The organism is Anaerotignum sp. MSJ-24, assembly GCF_018918145.1.
In the GTDB taxonomy this organism is placed as follows: Bacteria; Bacillota; Clostridia; order Lachnospirales; family Anaerotignaceae; genus Metalachnospira.
Genome location: NZ_JAHLPX010000003.1, coordinates 46,373 through 69,544 on the forward strand (window position 1 = coordinate 46,373; position 23,172 = coordinate 69,544).

The 23,172-nt window shown below is 43.4% G+C and carries 25 protein-coding genes, 1 pseudogene and 1 riboswitch; of the genes and pseudogenes, 13 read left to right on the forward strand and 13 right to left on the reverse strand.

Annotated features, from left to right (window positions below; all coding sequences use genetic code 11):
• Window positions 1–10 precede the first annotated feature (10 nt).
• The 8 genes and pseudogenes from KQI66_RS02435 (at window position 11) to KQI66_RS02465 (ending at window position 5,611) form a co-directional block, all read left to right on the forward strand.
• Complete coding sequence (locus KQI66_RS02435; RefSeq protein ID WP_216427116.1) at window positions 11–202, forward strand: hypothetical protein; 192 nt, start codon at window positions 11–13, stop codon at window positions 200–202.
• Window positions 174–749, forward strand: coding sequence for an alpha/beta hydrolase (locus KQI66_RS02440; protein ID WP_216427117.1), 576 nt, complete (start codon window positions 174–176; stop codon window positions 747–749). Before KQI66_RS02435 ends, KQI66_RS02440 begins: the two co-directional genes overlap by 29 nt.
• Before the next feature lie 403 nt (window positions 750–1,152).
• Window positions 1,153–2,226: a branched-chain amino acid aminotransferase gene (locus tag KQI66_RS02445; protein ID WP_216427118.1), complete on the forward strand. Its 1,074-nt coding sequence runs from the start codon at window positions 1,153–1,155 to the stop codon at window positions 2,224–2,226.
• 164 nt (window positions 2,227–2,390) lie between these two features.
• A complete protein-coding gene (locus KQI66_RS02450) occupies window positions 2,391–3,485 on the forward strand; it encodes an iron-containing alcohol dehydrogenase family protein (RefSeq protein WP_216427119.1) in 1,095 nt (364 codons plus the stop codon).
• 163 nt (window positions 3,486–3,648) lie between these two features.
• A pseudogene (locus KQI66_RS02455) lies at window positions 3,649–3,919 on the forward strand (metal-sensing transcriptional repressor).
• 132 nt (window positions 3,920–4,051) lie between these two features.
• Window positions 4,052–4,288 carry a hypothetical protein gene (locus tag KQI66_RS11475; RefSeq protein ID WP_330654969.1) on the forward strand — a complete coding sequence of 79 codons (237 nt, stop codon included), beginning with the start codon at window positions 4,052–4,054 and terminating at the stop codon, window positions 4,286–4,288.
• A 38-nt stretch (window positions 4,289–4,326) separates the two neighbouring features.
• A complete protein-coding gene (locus KQI66_RS02460; protein ID WP_330654970.1) occupies window positions 4,327–4,845 on the forward strand; it encodes an HAD-IC family P-type ATPase in 519 nt (172 codons plus the stop codon).
• Between the two features lie 97 nt (window positions 4,846–4,942).
• Window positions 4,943–5,611: a YoaK family protein gene (locus KQI66_RS02465; protein ID WP_216427120.1), complete on the forward strand. Its 669-nt coding sequence runs from the start codon at window positions 4,943–4,945 to the stop codon at window positions 5,609–5,611.
• Window positions 5,612–5,631: 20 nt separating this feature from the next.
• Here the strand turns inward: KQI66_RS02465 and KQI66_RS02470 are convergent, their stop codons facing one another.
• Window positions 5,632–6,003, reverse strand: a complete 372-nt coding sequence (locus KQI66_RS02470; RefSeq protein WP_216427121.1) for a winged helix-turn-helix transcriptional regulator — start codon at window positions 6,001–6,003, stop codon at window positions 5,632–5,634.
• Window positions 6,004–6,152: 149 nt separating this feature from the next.
• Between KQI66_RS02470 and KQI66_RS02475 the strand changes: the two genes are divergently transcribed.
• The 3 genes from KQI66_RS02475 (at window position 6,153) to KQI66_RS02485 (ending at window position 8,907) form a co-directional block, all read left to right on the forward strand.
• Window positions 6,153–8,087 (forward strand): oxidoreductase, encoded by a 1,935-nt coding sequence (locus tag KQI66_RS02475; protein ID WP_216427122.1) that lies wholly within the window; start codon window positions 6,153–6,155, stop codon window positions 8,085–8,087.
• Between the two features lie 227 nt (window positions 8,088–8,314).
• Complete coding sequence (locus KQI66_RS02480; RefSeq protein ID WP_216427123.1) at window positions 8,315–8,629, forward strand: metal-sensing transcriptional repressor; 315 nt, start codon at window positions 8,315–8,317, stop codon at window positions 8,627–8,629.
• A gap of 23 nt (window positions 8,630–8,652) precedes the next feature.
• The gene (locus tag KQI66_RS02485) at window positions 8,653–8,907 is read left to right on the forward strand and encodes a heavy-metal-associated domain-containing protein (RefSeq protein ID WP_216427124.1); all 255 of its coding nucleotides are present in this window, start codon (window positions 8,653–8,655) and stop codon (window positions 8,905–8,907) included.
• Between the two features lie 67 nt (window positions 8,908–8,974).
• On the opposite strand, the gene KQI66_RS02490 is transcribed toward KQI66_RS02485, so the two are convergent.
• From KQI66_RS02490 to KQI66_RS02500, 3 genes are all read right to left on the reverse strand, one after another.
• Window positions 8,975–10,363 (reverse strand): MATE family efflux transporter, encoded by a 1,389-nt coding sequence (locus tag KQI66_RS02490; protein ID WP_216427125.1) that lies wholly within the window; start codon window positions 10,361–10,363, stop codon window positions 8,975–8,977.
• A 137-nt stretch (window positions 10,364–10,500) separates the two neighbouring features.
• Window positions 10,501–10,613, reverse strand: a riboswitch (FMN riboswitch).
• A gap of 52 nt (window positions 10,614–10,665) precedes the next feature.
• Window positions 10,666–12,429 carry an ABC transporter ATP-binding protein gene (locus KQI66_RS02495; RefSeq protein WP_216427126.1) on the reverse strand — a complete coding sequence of 588 codons (1,764 nt, stop codon included), beginning with the start codon at window positions 12,427–12,429 and terminating at the stop codon, window positions 10,666–10,668.
• Between the two features lie 2 nt (window positions 12,430–12,431).
• On the reverse strand, window positions 12,432–14,168 hold the full coding sequence (locus KQI66_RS02500) for an ABC transporter ATP-binding protein (RefSeq protein ID WP_216427127.1): 1,737 nt from the start codon (window positions 14,166–14,168) through the stop codon (window positions 12,432–12,434).
• Between the two features lie 150 nt (window positions 14,169–14,318).
• Here KQI66_RS02500 and KQI66_RS02505 point away from each other — a divergent pair, with 150 nt between their 5' ends.
• Window positions 14,319–15,191, forward strand: coding sequence for a LysR family transcriptional regulator (locus KQI66_RS02505; protein WP_216427128.1), 873 nt, complete (start codon window positions 14,319–14,321; stop codon window positions 15,189–15,191).
• A gap of 323 nt (window positions 15,192–15,514) precedes the next feature.
• Complete coding sequence (locus tag KQI66_RS02510; protein ID WP_216427129.1) at window positions 15,515–15,865, forward strand: response regulator; 351 nt, start codon at window positions 15,515–15,517, stop codon at window positions 15,863–15,865.
• Between the two features lie 84 nt (window positions 15,866–15,949).
• Here KQI66_RS02510 and KQI66_RS02515 read toward each other — a convergent pair whose 3' ends face one another.
• The 9 genes from KQI66_RS02515 to KQI66_RS02555 form a co-directional block, all read right to left on the reverse strand.
• Window positions 15,950–17,560 (reverse strand): recombinase family protein, encoded by a 1,611-nt coding sequence (locus KQI66_RS02515; RefSeq protein ID WP_002605633.1) that lies wholly within the window; start codon window positions 17,558–17,560, stop codon window positions 15,950–15,952.
• 100 nt (window positions 17,561–17,660) lie between these two features.
• A complete protein-coding gene (locus KQI66_RS02520) occupies window positions 17,661–17,843 on the reverse strand; it encodes a transposon-encoded TnpW family protein (RefSeq protein WP_002605634.1) in 183 nt (60 codons plus the stop codon).
• Window positions 17,840–18,697: an ATP-binding protein gene (locus KQI66_RS02525; RefSeq protein WP_002605635.1), complete on the reverse strand. Its 858-nt coding sequence runs from the start codon at window positions 18,695–18,697 to the stop codon at window positions 17,840–17,842. Before KQI66_RS02525 ends, KQI66_RS02520 begins: the two co-directional genes overlap by 4 nt.
• Window positions 18,694–19,452 carry a phage replisome organizer N-terminal domain-containing protein gene (locus tag KQI66_RS02530; RefSeq protein ID WP_002605636.1) on the reverse strand — a complete coding sequence of 253 codons (759 nt, stop codon included), beginning with the start codon at window positions 19,450–19,452 and terminating at the stop codon, window positions 18,694–18,696. The genes KQI66_RS02525 and KQI66_RS02530 overlap by 4 nt, the downstream gene beginning before the upstream one ends.
• On the reverse strand, window positions 19,442–19,633 hold the full coding sequence (locus tag KQI66_RS02535; protein ID WP_006058351.1) for a hypothetical protein: 192 nt from the start codon (window positions 19,631–19,633) through the stop codon (window positions 19,442–19,444). The genes KQI66_RS02530 and KQI66_RS02535 overlap by 11 nt, the downstream gene beginning before the upstream one ends.
• A 186-nt stretch (window positions 19,634–19,819) precedes the next feature.
• The gene (locus KQI66_RS02540) at window positions 19,820–21,442 is read right to left on the reverse strand and encodes a relaxase/mobilization nuclease domain-containing protein (RefSeq protein WP_216427130.1); all 1,623 of its coding nucleotides are present in this window, start codon (window positions 21,440–21,442) and stop codon (window positions 19,820–19,822) included.
• Entirely contained in the window at window positions 21,414–21,812 is a 399-nt protein-coding gene (locus tag KQI66_RS02545) for a plasmid mobilization protein (protein WP_002602094.1), read from the reverse strand. The genes KQI66_RS02540 and KQI66_RS02545 overlap by 29 nt, the downstream gene beginning before the upstream one ends.
• A gap of 533 nt (window positions 21,813–22,345) precedes the next feature.
• Window positions 22,346–22,549: a helix-turn-helix domain-containing protein gene (locus KQI66_RS02550; protein ID WP_002602095.1), complete on the reverse strand. Its 204-nt coding sequence runs from the start codon at window positions 22,547–22,549 to the stop codon at window positions 22,346–22,348.
• A complete protein-coding gene (locus KQI66_RS02555; RefSeq protein ID WP_002602096.1) occupies window positions 22,539–22,985 on the reverse strand; it encodes an RNA polymerase sigma factor in 447 nt (148 codons plus the stop codon). Before KQI66_RS02555 ends, KQI66_RS02550 begins: the two co-directional genes overlap by 11 nt.
• Window positions 22,986–23,172: the final 187 nt, after the last annotated feature.

Sequence of the window (23,172 nt, forward strand, 5' to 3'; positions counted from 1 at the left end):
TTAGGCTTTTATGCAGACAAATGATCAAAAATTTTACGAAGGTACAAATGGAATTGCGGTTCTTCTTATTCACGGAATTACATCCGGAGCGGCACAGATGATACCAATGGCAAAATTTTTAAATGACTACGGATATTCGGTCTGGAGTGTAAACCTTGCCGGACACGGTACATATGGAGGATTTGCTGCATACAACCTGTGAGAACATGATAATAAAGGCTGAAAACGATTATCAGTATCTCAAAAAGCATTATGATAAGGTTTTTGTCGGCGGACTTTCGACAGGCGGCTGCCTTTCGCTTTATCTTGCCGCAAAGCATCCGGAAATTGCCGGAATTATTCTGGTATTGTCACCGCTCAGACTTTGTGAAGGAACATTTATGACAGCGGAATATCCCGAAGACCAGCTTTATTTCCACAGACCTATGGACGGAAAAGTTGGTTTATTCAAACAGTATCATATACATTATGAGGATATAGCCGTAAATATATTTAAGGAACTTGAAAAACTTATGGCTATTATAAGAGAGGCCGGCTTTATGACACAGGTAAAATGCCCGGCGATAATAATACAGGCGAAGAATGACGCTGTTGCCGATCCGGATAGTGCACAGAAGATATATGACAGCATTTTCTCGGAAATAAAGGAGCTTTACAGACCGGAAACAGGCGGACACAGCATAGTTCCGGAAGAGGAAAGACATGAAGCATTCAGGCGTGCGGCAATGTTCCTTGAGGCACTCAAATAAAAAATATTAAAAAAATTTGTAAAATATTATTGACAAAGGTAAATCCAAGTGTTAGTATATAACAAAATTATTCAGGAAGGAGAAAGAACAATATGTCAGCAGCTTGTTTCATTATCTGCATACTATCAATTATTAGCATTATTTGCTCACTAATTATTGTCATTAGAAGCATTAGTGCTATGTGTCGTGCAGAAAAAACAGTTGATGATAATGTTCTTGATTGCCATGTATCTTACGCATGTTTATGTGATTGATACATAGAAAATTCCGGCAGAAGGATAATTTCAAAATTTGTTTTTTTCGGACTTACGGCGTATAGCTGTAAGTCCTTTTTTCATGCAGGCGAAAAAAGAAAGAAGAAAAAGAAAAAATTCAGAGGGTATTAACGAGAGGAGAAAAAATCATGGAAATAAGAATCGAGAAAACACAGACACCTAAAACTAAACCCGGTAAGGGAGCAGACCTTCCCTTCGGACATATATTTACAGACCACATGTTCATCATGGATTATGATGACGGACAGGGCTGGCATGACGCAAGAATCGTTCCTTTCGGACCCATTTCAATGCATCCCGGTTCAACAATCCTTCACTACGGTGCAGGTGCATTCGAAGGATTAAAGGCATACAGAAAGGCAGACGGTACATGTCAGCTTTTCAGACCGAGCGAAAATGCAAAACGTATGGAAAAATCAGTTGACAGACTTTGTCTTCCTCATATCGATGCAGCAACAGTTCTTGAAGCAATCGAAACATTCGTTACATTCGAGCAGGACTGGGTACCTTCAGATCCCGGAACATCACTTTATATCAGACCTTTTGAATTCGGATGTGATGAGCCCATCGGACTTCACGGAATCAAAAAAGCAAAATTCATGATCATCACATGTCCCGTAGGCAACTACTACAAAGAAGGTCTTAAACCTGTAAAAATTGCAATTGAAGAGCATGATGTTCGTGCAATCAGAGGCGGTACAGGAGATTGCAAGGTTGGCGGTAACTACGCAGCAAGCAACAGAGCAGAGCACGTTGCAGAAGAAAACGGCTTTACACAGGTTCTCTGGCTTGACGGTGTTCACCAGAAATATATCGAAGAGGTTGGCTCAATGAACGTAATGTTCAAGATCAACGGCGAAGTAATCACACCTAAGCTTACAGGTTCGGTTCTTCCGGGTATCACAAGAAAGAGCGCAATCGAGTTCCTTACATCAAAGGGTTACAAGGTAACAGAAAGACTTATTTCAGCAGAAGAGGTTGTTGATGCAGTTAAGAACGGTACTCTTGAGGAAGCTTGGGGAACAGGAACAGCAGCAGTTGTTTCACCTATCGGTGTTCTTCATTATGAAGGCGTTGATTACAAAATCAACAACAACGAAATCGGAGAGGTTTGCCACACACTTTATGAAGGACTTACAGGAATCCAGTGGGGCAGAACAGAGGATACATTCGGTTGGACAGTACCCATCAAAAAGAACTGATATATATAATGTAAGAAATTTTAAAAAAGATAATAAAAAAGCTATATAGCCGGCACCTTATGATAAGCCATAGGGTGCATGGCAGTTAAAATAATCAACTAATAAAAACCAACTAAGAATAACTATACCAACTAATAAAAATCAACTTAAAGGAGTGCATTGAAATGAAAGATTACCACATTTTTATTCCAAATTATACTGTGGGAGCTGAATGTTACAAGGAGATTCCCTGGGCCACAAGAAAATATGGAAAAACAGCCGTTGTTATCGGAGGAAAAACAGCAATGGCTAAGGTAAAAGATGCACTGTTAGAAGGTATAGCTGGTTCTGATGTAAAAATAACTGATTTTGTATGGTATGGCGGAGAGGCAACATATGAAAATGCTGATGCTCTTATTGCAATGGACGCTGTAAAGAATGCGGATATGATTTTCGCAGTAGGCGGTGGCCGAGTTATGGATACTTGTAAGGTAGTAAGAGAGAAGTTGGATAAACCTTTATTCACATTTCCCACAATCGGCTCTAACTGTGCTGCATCAACATCAATCGCAGTTATTTATCATCCGGACGGAAGCGTAAACAATTATTTCTACGGCATTGAGCCCGCAGATCATATTTTTATCAATACAAAGATTATTGCTGAATCACCCGATCATCTTTTCTGGGCAGGTATCGGCGATTGTATTTCAAAAGAGCTTGAAGCAGAGCTTTCAATAAGAGGCCACAAAGCATCTCATACACCTTTAATGGGAAATGCAATGAGCAAAATCTGTATCGATCCCCTTATCGAGTACGGTAAAAAGGCTTATGAAGATTGCAAAAACAATGCCGTTTCTTACGAACTTGAACAGGTTGTTCTTGATATTATCATTACAACAGGTTATGTTTCAAACTTTATGACAACAGAAAACGATTATTACTATAATAGCTCAATCGCTCATGGCTTCTACAATGGTACATCAGTTATTCCTAACTGTATCAAAAACCATTTACATGGCGAAATCGTTTCTTTCGGCAGCCTTGTACTTCTTACATATGATAAGAACTATGCCGAATGCGACAGAATTATGGCATTCCACAAAGAAATGGGACTTCCTGTATGTATGGAAGACATCGGACTTACAGATGCAGACCTTCCCGCAGTTGCAGAAAGATCATCTATCACAAAGGAATGGACTTGTGTTCCTTATGAATTAACAAAGGAAAAATTCATTGCAGCTATCAGAGAATGCAGCGAAAGAGGCAAATGCTTTAAATAATTATTGATATATGGATAATTCATATATATTTTAGGGGAAAAGCAAGAAGGCGGTCAGGCAGTTGACTGCCTTCTTAGTTTATATAAAATCGTTAGCCTTGACTTTTATAAAACTATGTTGGATAATAAATTATACCTATAAGGGTATAATGGAAGTGTGATTTATGAAACAGTGTATGGATTCCGACAATCTGCACAGAAGGTTGAAAAAAATAATCGGTCAGGTTCAGGCGATAGACAGAATGGTTGATGAGGATATTCCCTGCGAAGATGTGCTTTCGCAGATAAATGCTGCAAAATCGGCTTTGCATAAGGTCGGACAGGTTGTGCTGACATATCAAGCATTGCGTAAGGGACGGCATTGAGCATGGTGATGCCGACAAGACAATAGAGAGCTTTACAAAGGCCGTTGAACGTTTCGCAAACATGAATTAAATATTAACCGGATTTTTGATACGTCCGTATGTGAGAATATACAAGCTATATTTTTACATATGGGCGTATTTTTTTGTAAATACATGTTGACAACATATACCTCTATAGGTATAGGAAGGAGCAAATACATATATGGAAAAACTTGAAGAGTTTCTTGAAAAGGGAGGCATAAAAAAGGATATAACTTTTCTTGTTATATCGGCGATAGCGTTGGTTATAAGCATGACAGGAGCAATAAAGCTGCCGTTTGATGCCGCTTATATTGCCATAGTGCTTTGCGGAATACCTATTATTCTTGAGGCTGTAATAGGTCTTGTGACCGCGTTTGATATTAAAGCGGACGTTCTGCACTTATTGCATCGGTTATAATTGGCGAAAACTTTGCCGCAGGCGAGGTTGCTTTTATTATGCAGCTCGGTGCTCTGCTTGAAGAGCTTACCGTTGCAAAGGCAAGGGAAGGCATTGAAAAGCTTGTTCATCTTACACCGCATACAGCAAGAATAATAAAGGACGTTCATGCCGGTTGTTTACCTGAGGATAAGATGAATTGGATTGACAAATATCAGTCCGAAAACGAACAGGTTTGTATGATAGGTGACGGCGTAAATGATGCACCTTCGCTTAAAAAAGCCTATGTCGGTATAGCTATGGGTGGTATAGGCAGTGATATTGCCATTGATGCGGCAGACATAGCACTTGTGAATGATGATATAAAGGAGCTTCCGCATTTGGTAGGTCTTTCAAGAAAAATGATGAGAACAATAAAATACAATTTTATATTCTCAATGATATTGAACTTTGTGGCTATTGTTCTTGACATAACAGGTAAGCTGAATCCTGTTGTAGGAGCACTTGTACATAACGCAGGTTCGGTAGCGGTAATAATCAATTCGGCATTGCTTTTGAAATGGAGAAGTAAAAAATGATAGTAAAATGGCTTCTTCTGTAATATAAAATTGTTTATATTTCCGCCGATAGATGTTATAATATCCACATATAACACTATAGCGGAGGTGATGTAATATGGACAGAGCAAAACAGGCATCGGAATCAATAGAGCTTGGCATTGCACTTGCATTGTCGGGCGGTATGATGGACGCATATTCGTATGTTATGCGTGATAAGGTATTTGCGAACGGTCAGACCGGAAATATAATTTTGTTTTCAATAAATGTTGCAGAAAGAAATTTTAGTACGGCATTTAATTATTTTTGTCCTATTGTAGCCTTTGTTGTGGGAATAATATTTGCAGAGGCAGCAAGGAAAAAGGTTGGTAAAAGACTTCATTGGCGACAGACAGCTGTACTTATTGAATCGATAATGCTGTTTTTTGTTGCTTTTATCCCGACGGATCTTAATCTTCTTGCGAGCAGTCTTATATCGCTTGTATGCGGTGTTCAGGTGGAAAGCTTCCGTAAAATACACGGAAGGGCATTGGCAACAACAATGTGTCTTGGTAATCTGAGAAGCGGAACGCAAAATATATATGAATATATAAGATATAGAAACAGAGAAAAGCTGAAAAGCAGTATAATTTATTACGGTGTTATAATTTTCTTTGTTATAGGTGCTGTTTTGGGAAATTTTCTTGTAAATGTATTTGGAATAAGGGCTATTTTATTTAGCTCGGTGTTGCTTCTTATTTCATTTATAATTATGTTTGATGACAGAGAAAATAAAAATAAAAAATAAAAATTAGTCCACAGGTATAATCAAATATCTGTGGATTTTTCGTTTTCACAGGGATTTTGCACATTCATATGCTCAAAATACAGACTGCCCCAATCCCTTAAGGCGGTTATTATGGGGATAAGTGTTTTTCCGAACTCGGAAAGTGAATATTCGGTTTTCGGCGGCACAACCGGATAAAGTACACGCACAATAAGATTGTTTGCTTCAAGCTCCTTAAGCTGACTGCTGAGCATTTTCGGCGTTGCCTGCGGAATAAGCCTTTGGAGCTGGCTGAAACGCAGTGTTCCGTCCTTTATCAAATGCCACAATATTATAGCCTTGTATTTTCCGCCGATGATGTCCATTGCGGCTTCAACGGTGCAGTGGTAGGAATTTATTTTAGAGTTCTCCATTTATATCACCATACTTTCAAAAAGGATAGTATATTTCAAAAAAGTACATTCTTGATAATTTGATAATTTAATATAAAATAATATTATCACCAATTATAATTTTTATCAAGAAAATGAGGTTAGAAAGAAAAGAAGGGAGAGTCAGGAAAATGAGTTATGAAAAGCTTTTTGAAAAAGGTAAAATCGGTAAAATAACAATCAAAAACAGATGTGCTATGATGCCTATGGGTACTGTATACGCCGACAAGGACGGCATAGCAACAGACAGACTTATTTCTTATTACGAGGCAAGAGCAAAGGGCGGAATAGGACTTATCATAAACGAATATACAGGCGTTGACGATATAGACAGTATTCCTACAATAGGAAATCTTCGTGCCGCAAGAGATTATCACATTCCCGGTCTTGAAAGACTTACGGATGCGGTACATAAATATGACTGTAAAATATTTGCACAGATCCACCACGGCGGAATGACATCAAAGCCGGCACTTACAGGCAGACAGTCGCTTTCACCCAGCGGTGTTCCTGCGGCTCCCGGTGCGGCAGTTCCCAAGGAAATGACAGTTGAAGAAATAAAATCCGTTCAGCAGAAATTTATTGATGCGGCAGTAAGATGCCAGAAGGCAGGCTATGACGGAGTTGAGCTCCACGGAGCACATTCATATCTTATTGCACAGTTCTTCAGCAAATATTACAACAAACGTACAGACGAATACGGCGGAAGTGCCGAAAACAGAGCACGTTTTGCATTAGAGATAATCGACGGCATAAGAAAGGTTGTAAGACCTGAATTTGTTGTAGGCATAAGAATCTGCGGTGACGAAATGGTAGAAGGCCAGATGACACTTGAGGACAACATGGAAATCGCAAAAATACTTGAAAGCAAAATTGACTATATCAATATTTCCAACGGCTGTGCTCAGAACGGCGATGCAAACTGCGATCCTTATTCATTTGTTCCAGGTTGGAAAAAGCACATTGCAAAGACATTCAAGGAAAATATGTCGGTTCCCGTTATTGCAACAAATACTATCAAAAATCCCGACTGGGCAGAAGAGCTTCTTGAGGAAGGCGTATGCGATTTTGTCGGACTCGGACGTTCTCAGTTTGCAGATCCCGATTTCGTAAGAAAGACAAGAGAAGGCCGCCCCGAAGAAATCGTTAAATGTATCGGCTGTATGTACTGTCGTGAAAGACTTATGGCAGATATGCCTATCGAGTGTTCACTTAACCCTATGCTTGGCGTTGAATATATCTATAAAAATATCGAAAAGAACGGCAAGAGAAAATCGGTTGTTGTTATCGGCGGAGGCCCCGGCGGTATGGAAGCGGCTATGATGCTTGCTAAGAATAACTATAATGTAACACTTATCGAAAAATCCGATAAGCTCGGCGGTACATTAAATGTTGCCGACAAAGCAAAGGGCAAGCAGGTTATTACCGAATATGTAAAGACAATGGAAATCCTTGTGAAAAAAGCCGGCGTAAATGTTGTGCTTAACACAGAGGCTACTCCCGAAAATATCCATAAATACAATCCTGTCGGAGTATTTATTGCCTGCGGTGCAAAACCGGTTGTTCCTCCTATAAAGGGCATTGACGGAGCAAATGTATATCTTCCCGAAGATGTGCTTCTCAATAAGGTTAAGCTTACAGGAAAAACAGTTGTTGTCGGAACAGGACTTACAGGTCTTGAGGTTCTTGAAAAGCTTGGCGATGAAGGTTCAGAGCTTGCGGCAGTTGAAATGCTTGCCGACATCGGCCCCGGTGTATTTCCGCCTATCAGAAAATACATTGTTGCTGACATAATGTCTCATAAACCCGAAACATACACAGCTCATAAGCTTATCGAAATTAAGGATAAGGTTGTTGTTGTTGAAAGCCTTGCTGACGGTGCGGTTAAGGAAATACCTTGTGACAATGTTGTTGTTTCTCTCGGAGTTGCACCCGTCAAGGGACTTGTTGAGGAATACGAAAAAGAATTTGCAAACGTAGTTGTTATAGGCGACGCAAATAAGGGAGGAAGAATCCACAATGCAACAAAGGACGGATTTACTAAGGCTTACGCATTTGATATGTAATTGAATAATAAAAAATCTTGGGGCGGCGTTTGCCGCCCTTTTGGCTTTAAAATAGGTAAATTGGTCAGAAATAATATTTTATTTTTTTAATAATTGACGATTAATATTCAGAATCATAACCATTTACTATTGGCTATGATTAATTTTTGTTTCGTATGTATTGACATATACTCTATGGGGGTATATAATCCAAAATATACTCGGAGGGAGTATTAAGGAGGAATGGTATGGAAGAAAAAGAGTGCTGTATGTGTTGCAAGGAAGAAAAGAAAACAATGCGTACAGATGCACAGAAAAAAGCTTTGCTTAACCGCCTTAAGCGAATTGAAGGGCAGATAAGAGGCCTTCAATCTATGATTGAATATGATGCTTATTGCAACGACATTCTTCAGCAGTCGTCAGCGGCCAATGCGGCAATAAACGCCTTTAACAGAGAGCTTATTTCCTATCATATAAAGGGCTGTGTAACAAGAGATATTAAAAACGGCAATGAGGAAATTGTTGATGAGCTTGTGGATACGCTTCGTAAGCTTATGAAATAATTCTATGAAAAGAGGTAATTTTTATGATTAAGACAACTTTGGAAATCGACGGAATGATGTGCGGTATGTGCGAAAGCCATGTTAATGACGCTGTAAGAAAATTTGCTGATGTAAAAAAGGTATCATCATCGCACAGCAAAGGAACAACGGAAATAATTACGGAAGAGCCGCTTGATGAGGAAGGACTCAAAAAAGCAATTGACGATACAGGTTACAGAGTACTTTCAATAAAGACAGAACCCTATAAGAAAAAAGGATTTTCACTTTTCGGAAGATAAAAATTAACATAAAATAAATTAAGTCCACAGTCATTGATAAAAAATATCAACTACTGTGGACTTTTGATTATAATAAATCGCTTTTTCTCCATGAATTAAATTCAGATTTTATAAGAAGTATACTTACAATAAAAACCAATATATCAGCTATAGGAACAGCCAACAATGCACCGTAAAGCCCGAAACGTGAAGATAAAATCAATGATAACGGAATTAAAAACAATGCCTGTCGTGACAGAGGGATAAGAAGCGCACGTTTTGGCTTGCCTATCCCTTGGAAAAATGAGGCCGTTGTCATATTTATTCCGTATAAAAAGAAAGCGCCCATATAAATTCTGAAGAAATGCTCTGCACAATCCAGATAAATTAAATCATCCGATACAAATAAGCTCCCTATAAATTTAGGGAATACTATAAATATAATAAACCATACTGTGGATATTGTTAATGCTGTTTTTGCGGCGAGCTTATAGCAGTCGTGTACACGCTTATAATTTTTTGCACCGTAGTTAAAGCCGTTTATAGGCTGTATCGCAGAAGATACTCCGACAAACATAGAATGTGAAATCTGATATACTTTAACTATCATTCCATATACAGAAAGAGCGGTGTCGCTACCGTAAATTGAAGCCGAACCGTATTTACGCATGAGATTATTCATTATGATTTGTACAAATGCTGTAAGTGACTGGGTGAGCAGGCTCGGAAATCCGAGGGATAATATCTTTTTTGTCAGCTTCGGTGTAGGTAACAAATCCTGCTTATTTATTGTAACGGTGTTCATATTTCTTAAATAAAGCAGACACATTAAACCGGAAACAACTTCACCGATAACGGTAGCAATAGCCGCACCTGCTACACCTAATTTAAAATTAAATATGAATATAGGATCAAGAATAAGGTTTATAACCGCACCTATTATCATACATTTCATTGTATATTTTGGTGAACCGTCGGCACGAATGATTGCGGTAAAGGCCGGACACATAAGCTGGAAGGGTATACCGAAAGCAATTATATTAAGATAAGAAAGAGATTGTTCGTAGGCTGTTGCTGTCGAGCCGAACAGTATAACTATTTTCGATGCAAATATTTTGCATAACAGTAAGATTAATAAACCGCTTAATATGATAAGCGTAACAGAATGGCTGACAGTTTTGTCGGCTTCTTCTTTGTTTCCTGCGCCGTGGCATAAGCTCATGTTTGCGGCACAGCCGTCACCGAGAAGAAGTGCAATGGCATTTACAAGAATAACCAAAGGAAATGCCACATTTGTTGCCGCCATTCCGGTTACACCTACACCCTGACCGACAAAAATCTGATCAACGATATTATAAAGATAGTTTACCATGAGAGTAATTGTTGTCGGTATTGAGTATTTAAGCAGCAGTGACTTTAGCGGTGCAGATGCCAGCGGGTTATTTTGTTCATTATTTGTCTGATTTGATTCTTTCATGAAAATTACCTCCTTTTTTAATTGGTTTCCGAATATTTGTGCAAAACAAAAACGCAGTCATAAATCTTAATATGCAAGATTGAATGCTGACTGCGTTTAAATAATTCAGAAATATAAAGGAGCTTTCAGCCTTGCAAAGCTTTCTTCTCCCATCCAGACAAAACTGTTGGCTCCGTGCTTGCAACGGATTAGCTTAACGCTCGCAGGCTGTTACTGCCAGTAGAGATAATTCTCATTTCCGAAGAAAAACAATATTTAATTATATTTTGATTATAGCAGTTTGGACAAAATTGTCAATGTCTTTATAATGAGAACTGGCTGTTATAAAGCTTTGCATAAAAGCCGTTTTTGGCAAGCAGCTCTTCGTGGTTGCCCTGTTCTATAATGTGTCCGTCCTTCATAACCAGAATGACATCTGCGTCCTGTATTGTGGAAAGTCGGTGAGCTATTATAAAGCTTGTTCTGCCCTTCATCATTGTTGAAAAGGCATGCTGTATTTTTAACTCTGTTCGTGTATCTATTGATGAGGTTGCTTCATCAAGTATGAGCATTGGAGGCAGACAAAGCATAACTCTTGTAATACACAAAAGCTGTTTCTGTCCCTGTGAAAGATTTCCGCCGTCCTCGGTTATAAATGTGTCGTAACCGTCCGAAAGTCTTCTTATAAAGCTGTCGGCGTGTGATGCCTTTGCGGCGGCAATAACTTCTTCGTCGGTAGCGTCCGGCTTGCCCATTACTATGTTTTCACGTATTGTTCCTGTTTTGAGCCAGGTGTCCTGCAAAACCATACCGTAGTTTGAACGCAGGCTTTTTCTTGTTATGTCACGTATATCTGTTCCGCTGACCTTTATGCTTCCGTCGTCGACATCGTAGAATCGCATAAGCAGATTTATTAATGTAGTTTTTCCGCAGCCGGTAGGACCTACAATGGCTACTCGCTGACCGGATTTTACATTGAGGTTGAGATTTTCGATTAATTTTCTGTCCGAAACATAGCTGAAAGCGACGTTTTCAAGTGAAAGTGTTCCGTCTGCCTCATCAAGCACTCTTGCATTTTCCTTGTCGGGAGTCTGCGGTTCTTCTTCAATAAGCTCAAATATTCTTGCGGCACAGGCGAGAGCATTTTGTAACTCCGTAACAACGCCGGATATTTCGTTAAATGGCTTTGTATACTGGTTTGCATAGCTCAAAAAGCATGAAAGCTGACCAACCGAAAGTCTTCCGCCGATTACCGATAATGCTCCGACAATACCTACGCTTGTGTATACAAGGCTGTTTACAAATCGGGTTGACGGATTGACGAGAGATGAAAAGAATGTTGCGTTGAGCGATACCTTTTCAAGGCGGTTGTTTATTTCATCGAATTTATCCAATGTATTTTTCTGCTGACTGAATGCCTGAACAACATTCTGGTTGTTTATCATTTCATCGATAAGAGCTGTTTCTTCGCCTCTTGTTTCGGACTGGAGCTTGAAATAGCGATAGGTTTTCTTTGCGATAAATGCCGCAACAAACAGCGAAACAGGTGTAACGAGAAGTACAACAAATGTTATTGTTACGTTTTCGCGGAACATAAATATAAGTGTTCCGAGTATTGTAAGTACGCCGGTAAAAAGCTGTGTAAAGCCCATAAGAAGTCCGTCCGCAAACTGGTCAACATCGGCTATTACTCGGCTGACTATGTCACCGTAGGAATGGTCATCAATATATCTTAAAGGAAGAATTTCTATCTTTTTGAAGGCTTCATCACGAATATCCTTTGTTACGTTATAGGTTATGTGGTTGTTGCATACGTTCATTATCCACTGGCAAACGGCGGTAATAATGGCGATAACGGCCAATTTTTTTAATATCGGGATTATTGCATTGAAATCTACTTTACCCGGCTCAAGAATATAATCTATTGCATCTCCGGTAAGAAGCGGAAAATACAATGTAAGTGCAACGGTTGCCGCCGCCATAACAAGCGAACATATAACAAGAAAGCTGTAAGGCTTAATTCTTTTGAGAACTTTTTTTAATGTTGTTTTCTGGTTTGATTTTTTATTTTCGTTGTTTTTACTCATTCTTAAGCCTCCTTTCTTTCTTTAGGAAATTGTGAATAGTATATTTCCTGATATACAGGACAGTTTTCCAAAAGCTCAGTGTGTGTTCCAATGCCTGCCATCTTTCCGTCATCAAGTACTATTATTTTGTCTGCATAAAGTATTGATGCGGCTCTCTGGGAAACGATAAATACCGTAGGCGAATTTTTCATATCTCGTATTGCTTTTCTCAATGCGGCGTCTGTTGCATAGTCAAGAGCCGAGGCACTGTCGTCAAGTATTAGTATTTCCGGCTTTCTTACAAGTGCTCTTGCAATGGTAAGTCGTTGCTTCTGTCCACCGGAGAAATTCTTTCCGCCCTGTGCAACCTCTGCATCAAGACCGTTTTCCTTTCCCTGAACAACCTCTGCCGCCTGTGCGGTTTCGAGTGCCTCCATTAAATCGGCATCGCTTGCGTCCGGATTGCCCCATTTGAGGTTTTCTCTTATTGTGCCTTTGAAAAGCACAGCCTTCTGCATTACAACACCTATTTTGTTTCTTAAATCATCGACCGCATAATCCTTTACGTCAATGCCATCTATTTTGAGCTGACCGCCCGTATAGTCGTAAAATCTCGGAAGCATATTTACAAGGGAGCTCTTTCCGGAGCCTGTACCGCCGATTATACCGATTGTTTCTCCACGCTTTACGTCAAAAGTAATATCTGTAAGTGAATCCTGTGAAGAATTTTTGTATTTAAGCGATACATGGTCGAAGGAAACAACTGTTTCGGGAAGCTTTTCGCCGACAACAGCAGGTTTTTCCGGTTCAATAAGACTGCTGTTTATTTCAAATACGCTTTCGACTCTGTTTCCGCAGGCAATAGCTTTGTTAATAAGAACAATAAGGTTTGCAAGCTTAACAAGCTCAACAAGTATCTGTGACATATAGTTGACAAGAGCAACAACATTACCCTGTGATATGTTTCCGATGTTTACCTGTATGGCACCTGTCCATATGAGAGCAACGATAGCTATATTTATTATTGTGTAGGTAATAGGATTCATTAATGCGGAAATTTTTCCTACATATATTTGGAGCTTTGAAAGAGAATTGTTGCTGTTTTCGAACTGCTCAATTTCGTTATCCTCTTTGTGGAAGGCTCTTATAACTCTTGAGCCTGTAAGGTTTTCGTGAGTTATGCGGAGAACATCGTCAAGATTGGACTGTACGTTTTTGTAAAGCGGAATGCTCATATACATTATTCCGAATACGACCAGCGAAAGCAGAGGTATTGCTATAACGAATATCATTGCGGCCTTTATGCTTATTGTGAAAGCCATTATCATTGAGCCGAACACAACGAAGGGAGAACGGAGAAAAAGTCTTAAGGTCATATTAACGCCGTTTTGCACCTGGTTTATGTCACTGGTCATTCGTGTGATAAGTGTTGATGTTCCGATTGCATCCATTTCCGAGAAGGAAAGCGACTGGATATGATCGAAAAGCGAATGACGTAGCTTTGTGGCAAAACCGCAGGCAGCCTTTGCGGCAAAATATTGTGCAGTTATGGAGCAGACAAGACCAATAATGCCGAGTGCGACAAGCACAAGACACATTTTGATTATATACGGCTTATCGGAATTTTTTATGCCGACATCAATTACTGCCGACATAACCAGAGGAACAAAAAGCTCGAATATTGCCTCCAGCATTTTGAAAAGCGGAGCAAGGACAGATTCTTTTTTGTAGTCCTTTAGGTAAATAAGTAGTTTTCTCATGACAGTCCTTCCTTTGATGTAATAAATTTACGTACATAATAAGATTTTGTTGTAAAAACTTTATACATATACTATCATAAAACTAACTATATTAAAAATATTTATATAATATAATATCTATATGTTTTTCGTATACTTAGGAGGATATATATGGATTTAAAACAGCTTGAATATTTCACGGCAGTTGTCGAAGAAGGCAACATTTCTGCGGCGGCAAAGAAACTGCACATATCACAGCCGCCGTTGAGCAACCAGATACATCTGCTTGAGGACGAGTTCAACTGCACTCTTTTCGAAAGAGGAGCAAGAAAAATACAGCTAACCGAGCCTGGAAGAATATTATATGACAGAGCCGTAACTCTTCTTGAAATGGCGGAGCTCTTGAAAAGAGAAATAAATGATTACAGCAACGGCAGCAGAGGAGTTTTGCGTTTCGGACTTATATCGTCTTTGAGTAGTGTTGTTGCCGGTGAATGGCTTTGCGATTTTAATAAAAAATATCCGGAAGTTAATTTTGAAATTTCCGAGGCAAACACGTACCAGATAATAGATATGCTTAGGGCAAATCTTTTGGAGCTTGCTGTTGTCAGAGCACCTTTTCCGTCCGAAGGTATAGAAATTTTGCGTATATCTAAAGAACCTATGCTTGCGGCAGGAAACATAAGCTTTATAGGTAATAAAAAAACTATAAGACTGAAAGAGCTTGAAAATAAACCTTTGCTTATATACAGAAGATGGGAAAAACAGATAAGAACGGCATTTGCGGAGGAGGGAGCGGTTCCCAATATATTCTGTGTTGATGATGATGCAAGAACAACGGCAGTTATGGCAGATAAAGGAATGGGAATAGCCGTTTTTCCGGAATCGGCAAGTGAATATATCAATGCCGAAAATACGGTAAAAGCAAAAATAGAGTGTGATATGCTTTATTCGGAAGTGGATATTGTGGTTAGAAAAAATACTTACCGTTCACAGATAGCAAGGAATTTTATTGAATTTATAAAGGATAAATATAAAATTTGATGATATTTATATATAATTTTTATATTGATGCCTTTAAAAGAAAATGAGTAATAATTGTTGTAAAAGTATTAAATAAATCAGCCCAAATAATAGGTTGATATTTGATATTACGACCGAAATTAACATTATTCGACAAATAAAATACTTTAAATGATAATTGATGTTTTTATGTTGAAATATAAATTTTTTAATAGTATAATGTACTAACAATATTTTGAAGTTACAGGTAATAGATTGTAAAGTAAAACTAAAATGATAATGTTTTATAAGCAAATGCTTGTGTTTCTAATATGAATTGCTTAACAAGAAGAGGTGATTTACAGATGGGGTTAAAAAAGAATTTGCTTATAGTTGATAAAAACGATGGTAACAGAAAAATATTAAGAGAAATGCTCTACAACACCTATAATATTTTAGAAGCTGATAATAGCGGTGACGCTATCAATATGCTGGACAATGAGACAGAAAAAATTGCCTGTATTATACTCGATCTTGTTACACCGGAAGAAAATGATTTTAATTTTCTTGAAACCGTATCGGAAAGCAAAAGATTTTCTAATATTCCGGTTCTTGTTGCAACACTTGATAATGAAAGCGAAAGTGAAAAAATATGTTTTGAACTCGGTGCATGGGACGTTATACATAAGCCGTTTAATACCGAGATAGTTTGCTGATGTGTGATAAAGAAGTAGTAGAAGTGTAAAAAATTTTGCCGTTCCTATCCGGCGTTTGCGCATTGCGCCGGATAGGTCGGGCGGTCATTCGGGCAGGTCTACCTTGCCAACGAAAGAGTAATAAATATCAATGTCCTGTCTGCGTGTGCCGTTCTCGTCATAGCTGCACTCATGCACAACGATTTTCTCCACAAACTCACGCAAAAGGGTAGGGGTAAGTTCTTCAAAGCTGGTGTACTTGCGGACAACATTCATAAACTTTTCTGCGTTTACCGTGGCTTCCTGCGCTTTGGAAAGCTCTGCCCGGATAGCGGCGGCTCTCTCTTTCAGTTCTTTCTGCTCGGCTTCATAGTCTGCCGACAGCTCCGTGAAACGCTCGTCTGAAATGCGCCCGGTCACGCTGTCCTCATACAGCCGCTTGAAGATAGCGGATAACTCGCTGATACGCTTCTCGGCGGCTTCCAGCTCCTTTTTCCTTGCGGCGTTCCTGCGCTTGCCCCCGTCCTCGTTCTGCTCGATCAGCAGCTTCATAAACCGGGCTTCGTGCTTCGCTGCATAGCTGGTGACTTTCCGCAGATTGTCGGTCACTCCGGCGGTCAACAGGTCGGTGCGGATAAAGTGCGCCGTACAGTCACGGGTACGCTTCTTGTAGCTCCCGCAGATATAACAATCCTGCTTGCGGGTGGCGTTCTGGTAACGCTGCTGGTAAAGGACGCTGCCGCAGTCGGCACAAAAGAGTATGCCGGAGAATAAGCCCACTTCATCATAGCGGTTCGGGCGTTTGCGCTGCTTGCGTAACTCCTGCACACGCTCCCACATCTGGGTGTCAATGATAGGCTCATGGTGGTTCTCGAAAATCGCCTGTTTCTCAATGGGGTTCTCTACGCTGTGCTTGGTCTTGTAGGACGGCTTCTCCGTCTTGAAGTTTACCAGACAGCCCGTGTACTCCCTGTTTTCAAGGATATGTACCACGGTATTGGTCGCCCACTTGCACTCATAGCCGGGGTGGTAGCGGCGGGTGCTTCCCGTCCGACGGTATTCCAGCGTTCCCGGCGTGGGGATCTCCTGCTCTGTGAGCATACGGGCTATCTTGGTCGGCCCGTTCCCGGCAAGGCACAAGCTGTAAATCTGCCGCACAACAGGGGCGGCTTCCCCGTCAATGATAAAATTTTCGTCCTCGTCCATAAAGTAGCCGTATACGGGTTTGCTCGTGACGGGCTTCCCGCTCATACCCTTAGACCGTTTTACTGCTTTGATTTTCTTGCTCGTATCTCTCACCAGCCATTCGTTAAAAATGTTCCGCAGAGGGGCAAAATCATTGTCGCCCTGTGCGCTGTCCACTCCGTCATTGATAGCGATAAAGCGGACGCCTTTCTGTGGGAAAATCATTTCCGTATACATTCCCACTTGCAGATAGTTTCGCCCTAACCGTGACATATCCTTGACGATAACGGTGCCGACTTTTCCGGCTTCAATGTCCGCAAGCATGGCTTGAAAACCGGGTCTTTGGAAGTTCGCCCCAGAATAACCGTCATCTGTGTACCATTGCAGATTGGAAAAGCCGTTCTGCTTCGCATAGGTTTCAAGAATACGCTTCTGGTTTGAAATAGAATTGCTCTCACCTTGCAGCTCGTCCTCGTGGGATAATCTCGGATAAAGGGCGGTAATAAGGTTTCGGGTGGTCTGTCTTAACATAGTGTCCTCCATTTCCGACAGCCAGCCCCACTATTCCGTATGACTATCATACCACACGCCGGGGCTGGCTGTACAGTCCTTTCTGCTTCTTTACGTCCCGTCAAATTGCCGATTTTTGTGTAGCAGCTTCCGCTTCCAGCACTTTCAGCATTTTATCGGCGGCGGTGGCGGTGGTGTCCTGCTTGAAATAGCCGGAAACGACAAGGACAGAATTACCTATGCGGATTTCCGTCACGCAATCCGGGCGGCGGGTGCTGCGGTCATTCTTTGGGGTGTTGGTCATAGGCGGCTCTCCTTTCTGTTCATCAGCTTTTTCAGTTGTCCCATTTTCTCCTGCGCCGTGGCTTTTCGGAAGTTGCTCCCGGTAAAGCGGACAGGAGAACACATTTCAATCAGACGGTCATAAATGCGGGCGTGGGCGGTGTCCTCCGGGTGCTGCAAGTCCTCCAGCGTGAGATTAGTCGTGACGATCAGCGGCCTGCCGCTGCGGTAACGGCTGTCAATCACGTTGTAGACCTGCTCTAAGCCGTATTCCGTTCCCCGTTCCATTCCAAAATCGTCAAGGATAAGCAGCGGGAAGCTGCAAAGTCGGGAGATATATTCATTCCTGCCCTCAAAGCTGGCGGCAAGGTCACCCAATATCAATGCAAAGTTTGTCATGCACACGGGGATTTCACGCTCCATAAGGGCATTTGCGATACAGCCCGCAAAATAGCTCTTGCCTGTGCCAACGCCGCCCCATAGCAGATAGCCAATGTTGCGCTCTTTCATGGTTTCCCAGTTCTCCACATAGAAATGGGCGTGTTCCATTTGCGGGCACTTGCCGTTGTCGTTCTCAAACGTCCAGCCCTGCATAGCCGGGTCTGTAAAGCCCCGCCGCTTCAACCGCTCGACAGTTTCAAGGTGACTGCGCTGTTTCTCTGCGGCTTCCCGTTCCTCACGCTCTGCCCGCTGGCAGTCACATTCTGCCGGGTGGCGGTCACGCCCCAGCCATGCGGCGGTTTCTTTGGGGAAATAGCCCTCTTTGGGCTTGTGGCACTTCCCGCAGTATAAAAGCCCGTCCTCGCCGGTGTAGTCCTCCGGCTCCGGCGTGGTGTCGGTCATATTCAAAATCATTTCATCAAATCCATTCGTCATAAGCTCTCGCCCTCCTTACAGGTATAATCGGGTATGCCCTTTTTCGGGGCTTTCTTGGCTGCGTCCTCCTGCGCCCACTTGAAAATCGTGGCTGCATGGCTCTTGTATTTCCTCCCGCTGGAAGCGATATGGCAGGATAGGCGGTCAATGTAATACTCCCACTTGCCGGGAAGCTCTGTTTTCAGCCCGTCAAGCTCCGTATCGGAAAGAATGACATTGTGGTATCTGCCATAGGCGGCGGGGGCGGGGTGTCCCGTTTCTAACTCTCTCTCTTTTTCTATTTCTATATCTATCTCTTTCTCTATCTCTATCTCTGGTGGACAAATGTCCGCTCGATATGGTGGACATTTGTCCGCCCCTGTCTGCGGCAGGGCTTTTTGTTCCTGCAAAGCCAGCCGCGCCCTGCGCTTGCGCTCCCCCTCGGTAGAGGACTGGCCGATTAAAAGCTCAATGTTGCTCATGTAGAGTGCGCCGCTTGGCAAAGGCTCCACAAGCCCCAGCTTCATAAAGATTTTCAAAGCTCTCTCTACGGTACCTACCTGCTGGCGGGTAATGGTCGCAATCATCTGGGCGGTGTAGGGGATATTCTCGTCAAGCTGCAATTTCCCGCCGTTTTTCAGCGATTTCAAGTACAGCTTCAAGAGAATGTTGGAATAGATAACGCCGTCCTGCATACTTTCCAGCAGAACGATTGCATCATCGTCAAAATAGCTCTCTTTCAGCTTGAGGTAGTAATATTTGCGGTTATCTGCCATAGGCTGCGTCCTCCTTTTTCCAGCGTTTGGAATAATAGCGAGGGCATAGTATGATAACCGCCCGGAAGCTCTGTTTGCAGTCACGGGTGCAGCCCCGGCATAGGTCGTTGTAAGTGATACGGTTGCGGTGGTTGAGGAAGAAAGACCATTCCAGCCGCCGCTTCTTGCTCATTCTCGGCAATGGTAAGCTCCTTTCTGCCGTTCCTATCGGTGTAGCGGGATAGGGGGCATTTTCTGTATGTTCTCGGTATCATTTTCGGGCTTTTTCTGCCCTGTAAGCCCCGTTTGGAAGTCGGGGAGTATTGCGGTAAGGGTTCATATCATACCTGTATTTTTGTAGGGTTTCGGTATCATTTCGGGGCGGTCTTTAACGCTCCTGTTCACGCTTTTTCTGCTGGCTCGGTGCGCCCCTTAAAATCTGGTCGATATTGCGTCTGACTGTCTGAAGCTCCTGCGCCCGCTGGCGTTTCTCCCGGTAGTCGTTATATCCGGCGTTCTTCTGGACGGTAAGCTGCTCAATCTCCCTTTGCATGGCTTTGCTGGCTGGCAGCTTGGTTATTCCATGCTCCCGGAAATAACGGGCGGCTGTGTCCGCTATGATAAAATCGCTTTCGTGCTGTTCCCGGTAGGCTCTCCGGGCTTTCTCCGATTTCTGCGCTTTCAGACCGTCACGGGCGGGCTTCGTGCCGATATAGCCCAAAAGGTTGCGCTGCAATTCCTTTTTCTCCCGGATAGCGGCTTCCAGCCCTTTCAGTCCGGCAAGGCTCTCCTGCGTGGCGGTGTTGGCTGCGGAAATGGCAGCGTCCAGCTCGTCCGGGGAAGAAAAGCCATACTGCTGGTAGAGCATGAGGGTAGCCGACATCTGTTTGAGGTTGTGCATGGTCGCCCACTTCTCATAGCCCCGTCCTTTCCCCTCGGCTCGCTTGGCGGCTATGTCTACCATGCGCTGTACAGCGTCATTGTTCGGGGCGTTTTTCGCTTCTTTTTTCGTCCGTAAGCGGTCTTTGATACTGCCGGGGTATTCCGCTATGGCTGCGGGTTTTTCGGCGGCTCTGGCGGCGTTCTGCTCCAAAACGGAGAGGACAGCAGCCCGGTCAAAATCGTCCCCCAGCTTCCGGGCGGTAATTGGCTTCGTCCTGTCCGGCGTGAGGTAACTTAGCCGCCCCCGGCTCTCCTTGACGGTCACACCATGCCGGAGAAGCAGGGCGGCAAACTCATCAAAGCCGGAAGCAGCGGCAAGGGCTTCCCGGATAGTCCGGCGCAGCTTCGCCTTATCCGTTTCAAACTTGGTCTGCCGGGGCGCGATACCGTCCGCAGCAATAGGGGCGTTGGCTCTGTCAAGGGCAGCCTGTCCTTTCTTCTGCGCCCAATACTCACGCTCGGTAATGCGTTCTTTGCTGCCGTTCAAAAGGTCTATCTGGTAAAGCCCCTCGCTGTGGCACATCTCCATGACTTCGGCTTTCAGATAGTTCATAGCTGCGTCCGTACAGCGGTGCTTGCAGCCTGCTTTCCTGTCCGCTGGCCTGTCCATGTGGGGCAGCATGGGAACCTCCGCAATCCGCAGACTGTTAATGACGATATGCACATGGATATTTTCGGTGTGGCTGTGTCCGTCCGGGTGGGTGCAGACAAGGGCCTGGTGTCCGGGGAAATGCTCGGCGCAGAACTTCTCGCCCAGCTCCTGCGCCCGATCAACGGTCAAGCCGTTGTCCGGGCCGTCCCGTGGGTCAAAGCTGATGATGTAGTGGTGGCTCTTTACGTCCTCCCGTTTCTGGTTCTTGCCGTAGCGGAGATTGGAGCGCATACAGGCAACGGCAAAATCCTCCCCGCCACAATTCAGAGAGGATATGCGGTAGTCTACCCTCGGTATGAGCCGCCCGTCTGCGTCAAGGGTGGGCTTCATGGTAAACTCGTCATGCTCGAATGTGAGGTATTTTTCAGCGTCCCCGTAGTTGGCATTTTTAGAGCTGATATGTTTGAGTATCGCCAACGGCTTCACCTACTTTCTGCAAGACTTCAAACTTCAAGGCGGCAAGGTCGGCGGCGGCTCCCCGCACTTCCTTTTCCAGCCCCCGGTAGGGGCTTCCGTATTCGTTCAGGCTCCGGGCAATCTGGTTTAAGTTGCCGCCGATTTTCCCGTACTCTGCCGTGAGCTTGGAGAGGGCGGCAAGCAGCCCGTCATTGACCGGGGAAACGGTGACAATGGGGCGTATGGTCGCTTTCCGTATGGCTTGCCGGATAAACTCGGACTGGCTGATTTCATAAGCCGCCAGCCGCCCGGTGAAGTCGGCGTATTCTTCATCGGTCATGCGGGTCTTTACCACATGACGGCGGTGGGGCGTATTGTATTTCTTTCGCATGGTCTGTGACCTCCTTTCTCGCCCGACAGGGCGCATAGCAGGGTTTGGGGAAGGCACTCCCCAACAAGATTCCCGCAGGGGCAAAAATAAGCGGAGAGCGAATTTTGGCACCTCGGTAGAATCTTGCTCTGAAAAACTCCGGCGTTCCCCGGCTCCCGTCCTTTCCGCTAACAAAACGTTTCAAAAGGGCTTTGCTACCCGCTATTCCGGCTTATCTTGAAAATTTTCCTTTCACTACCTACAACACCACGCAAAGCAAAATGGACGGAGATTTTTAGAATTTCCCCTCTATTCCCTACAACACCACGCAAGCCGGAATAGGCGGACAATGGCAGTATTTTTTTCTTTGATACCCTCTACGGATAAGTAAGGGATTTTGCCAACTGCGGCGGCTATTTTCCCTTTTGTTTTTTCATACTGGGGATTTTCAAAAATGCCAAACAGGAACGAAAAAAAGCAGCAAATCTGTTGAATAGATTTACTGCTTTCTGGTTGCCGGCGAAGCGGCGGTTATTCAGTTGTAGGCGGTAGGGCTATCTCCCAAAGCGGAACTTGAAAATAGCTGTGAGAAGCGTCTGGGTGATGTAGTCCTCTGTATCTTGGTCTACCCGTCCATTCACACGGGCGGCACATTGTATGCGGCGGCGGTAATACTGCAATACAGTTCCCACCGCTTCCGGCTCCCCGCTGGCGGCTTGGACGATTGTTTCATAGGGGAGAAGCCTATTATTTCTCATATGCCATTCCCTCCATTTCCGCTTGGAGCTGCCGTAGGGCTTTTCGGATATGGTAGCCCGCTGTGCTGCGGCTGCGCCCGTACTGTCTGCCAATTTCGTGCTGTGGAATACGCTTGAAAAAGGACAGGTAAATCATTTCCCGCTCCCGTTCGTCCAGCCGTGACAGGGCTTCCGCAAGTAAACCGCTGCTGAAAATGACCGTATCGCCGCAAAGGGTAAGTATGTATTCCTCGTCCGGCTCCGGGGCTTGGAAATATTCATCTGTCGTGCCTAAAGGGTAGTGCTTTTCGTCTGTGAGGTATTCAAGGGATATTTCTCTTTTGTGCTTCCTGCTCCGTGTCCTCGCTGCGTTGATCGTTGCATTTCGGATAACGACTTTGCAAAAGGCATGGAAAGTGTACTCGATATGTTCCCGATATTCTTCTGTACAGGTCATGGAAAATCCCCCTTTCCTCCCAAAAGGGCTGTGGCTGGTTAGTAGTTGCTTTTTATGATAGTAAGGGGCGGCAGCACTTTAGGCTGTCGCTCCTTGACTGCCTAACTGCAAAACCGGGCGGGGCTGTCAACGGCGGGCGAAGCCCGTTCATCTTGACCGTTGACTGGCTCGGCCGGGTTTGCTATTT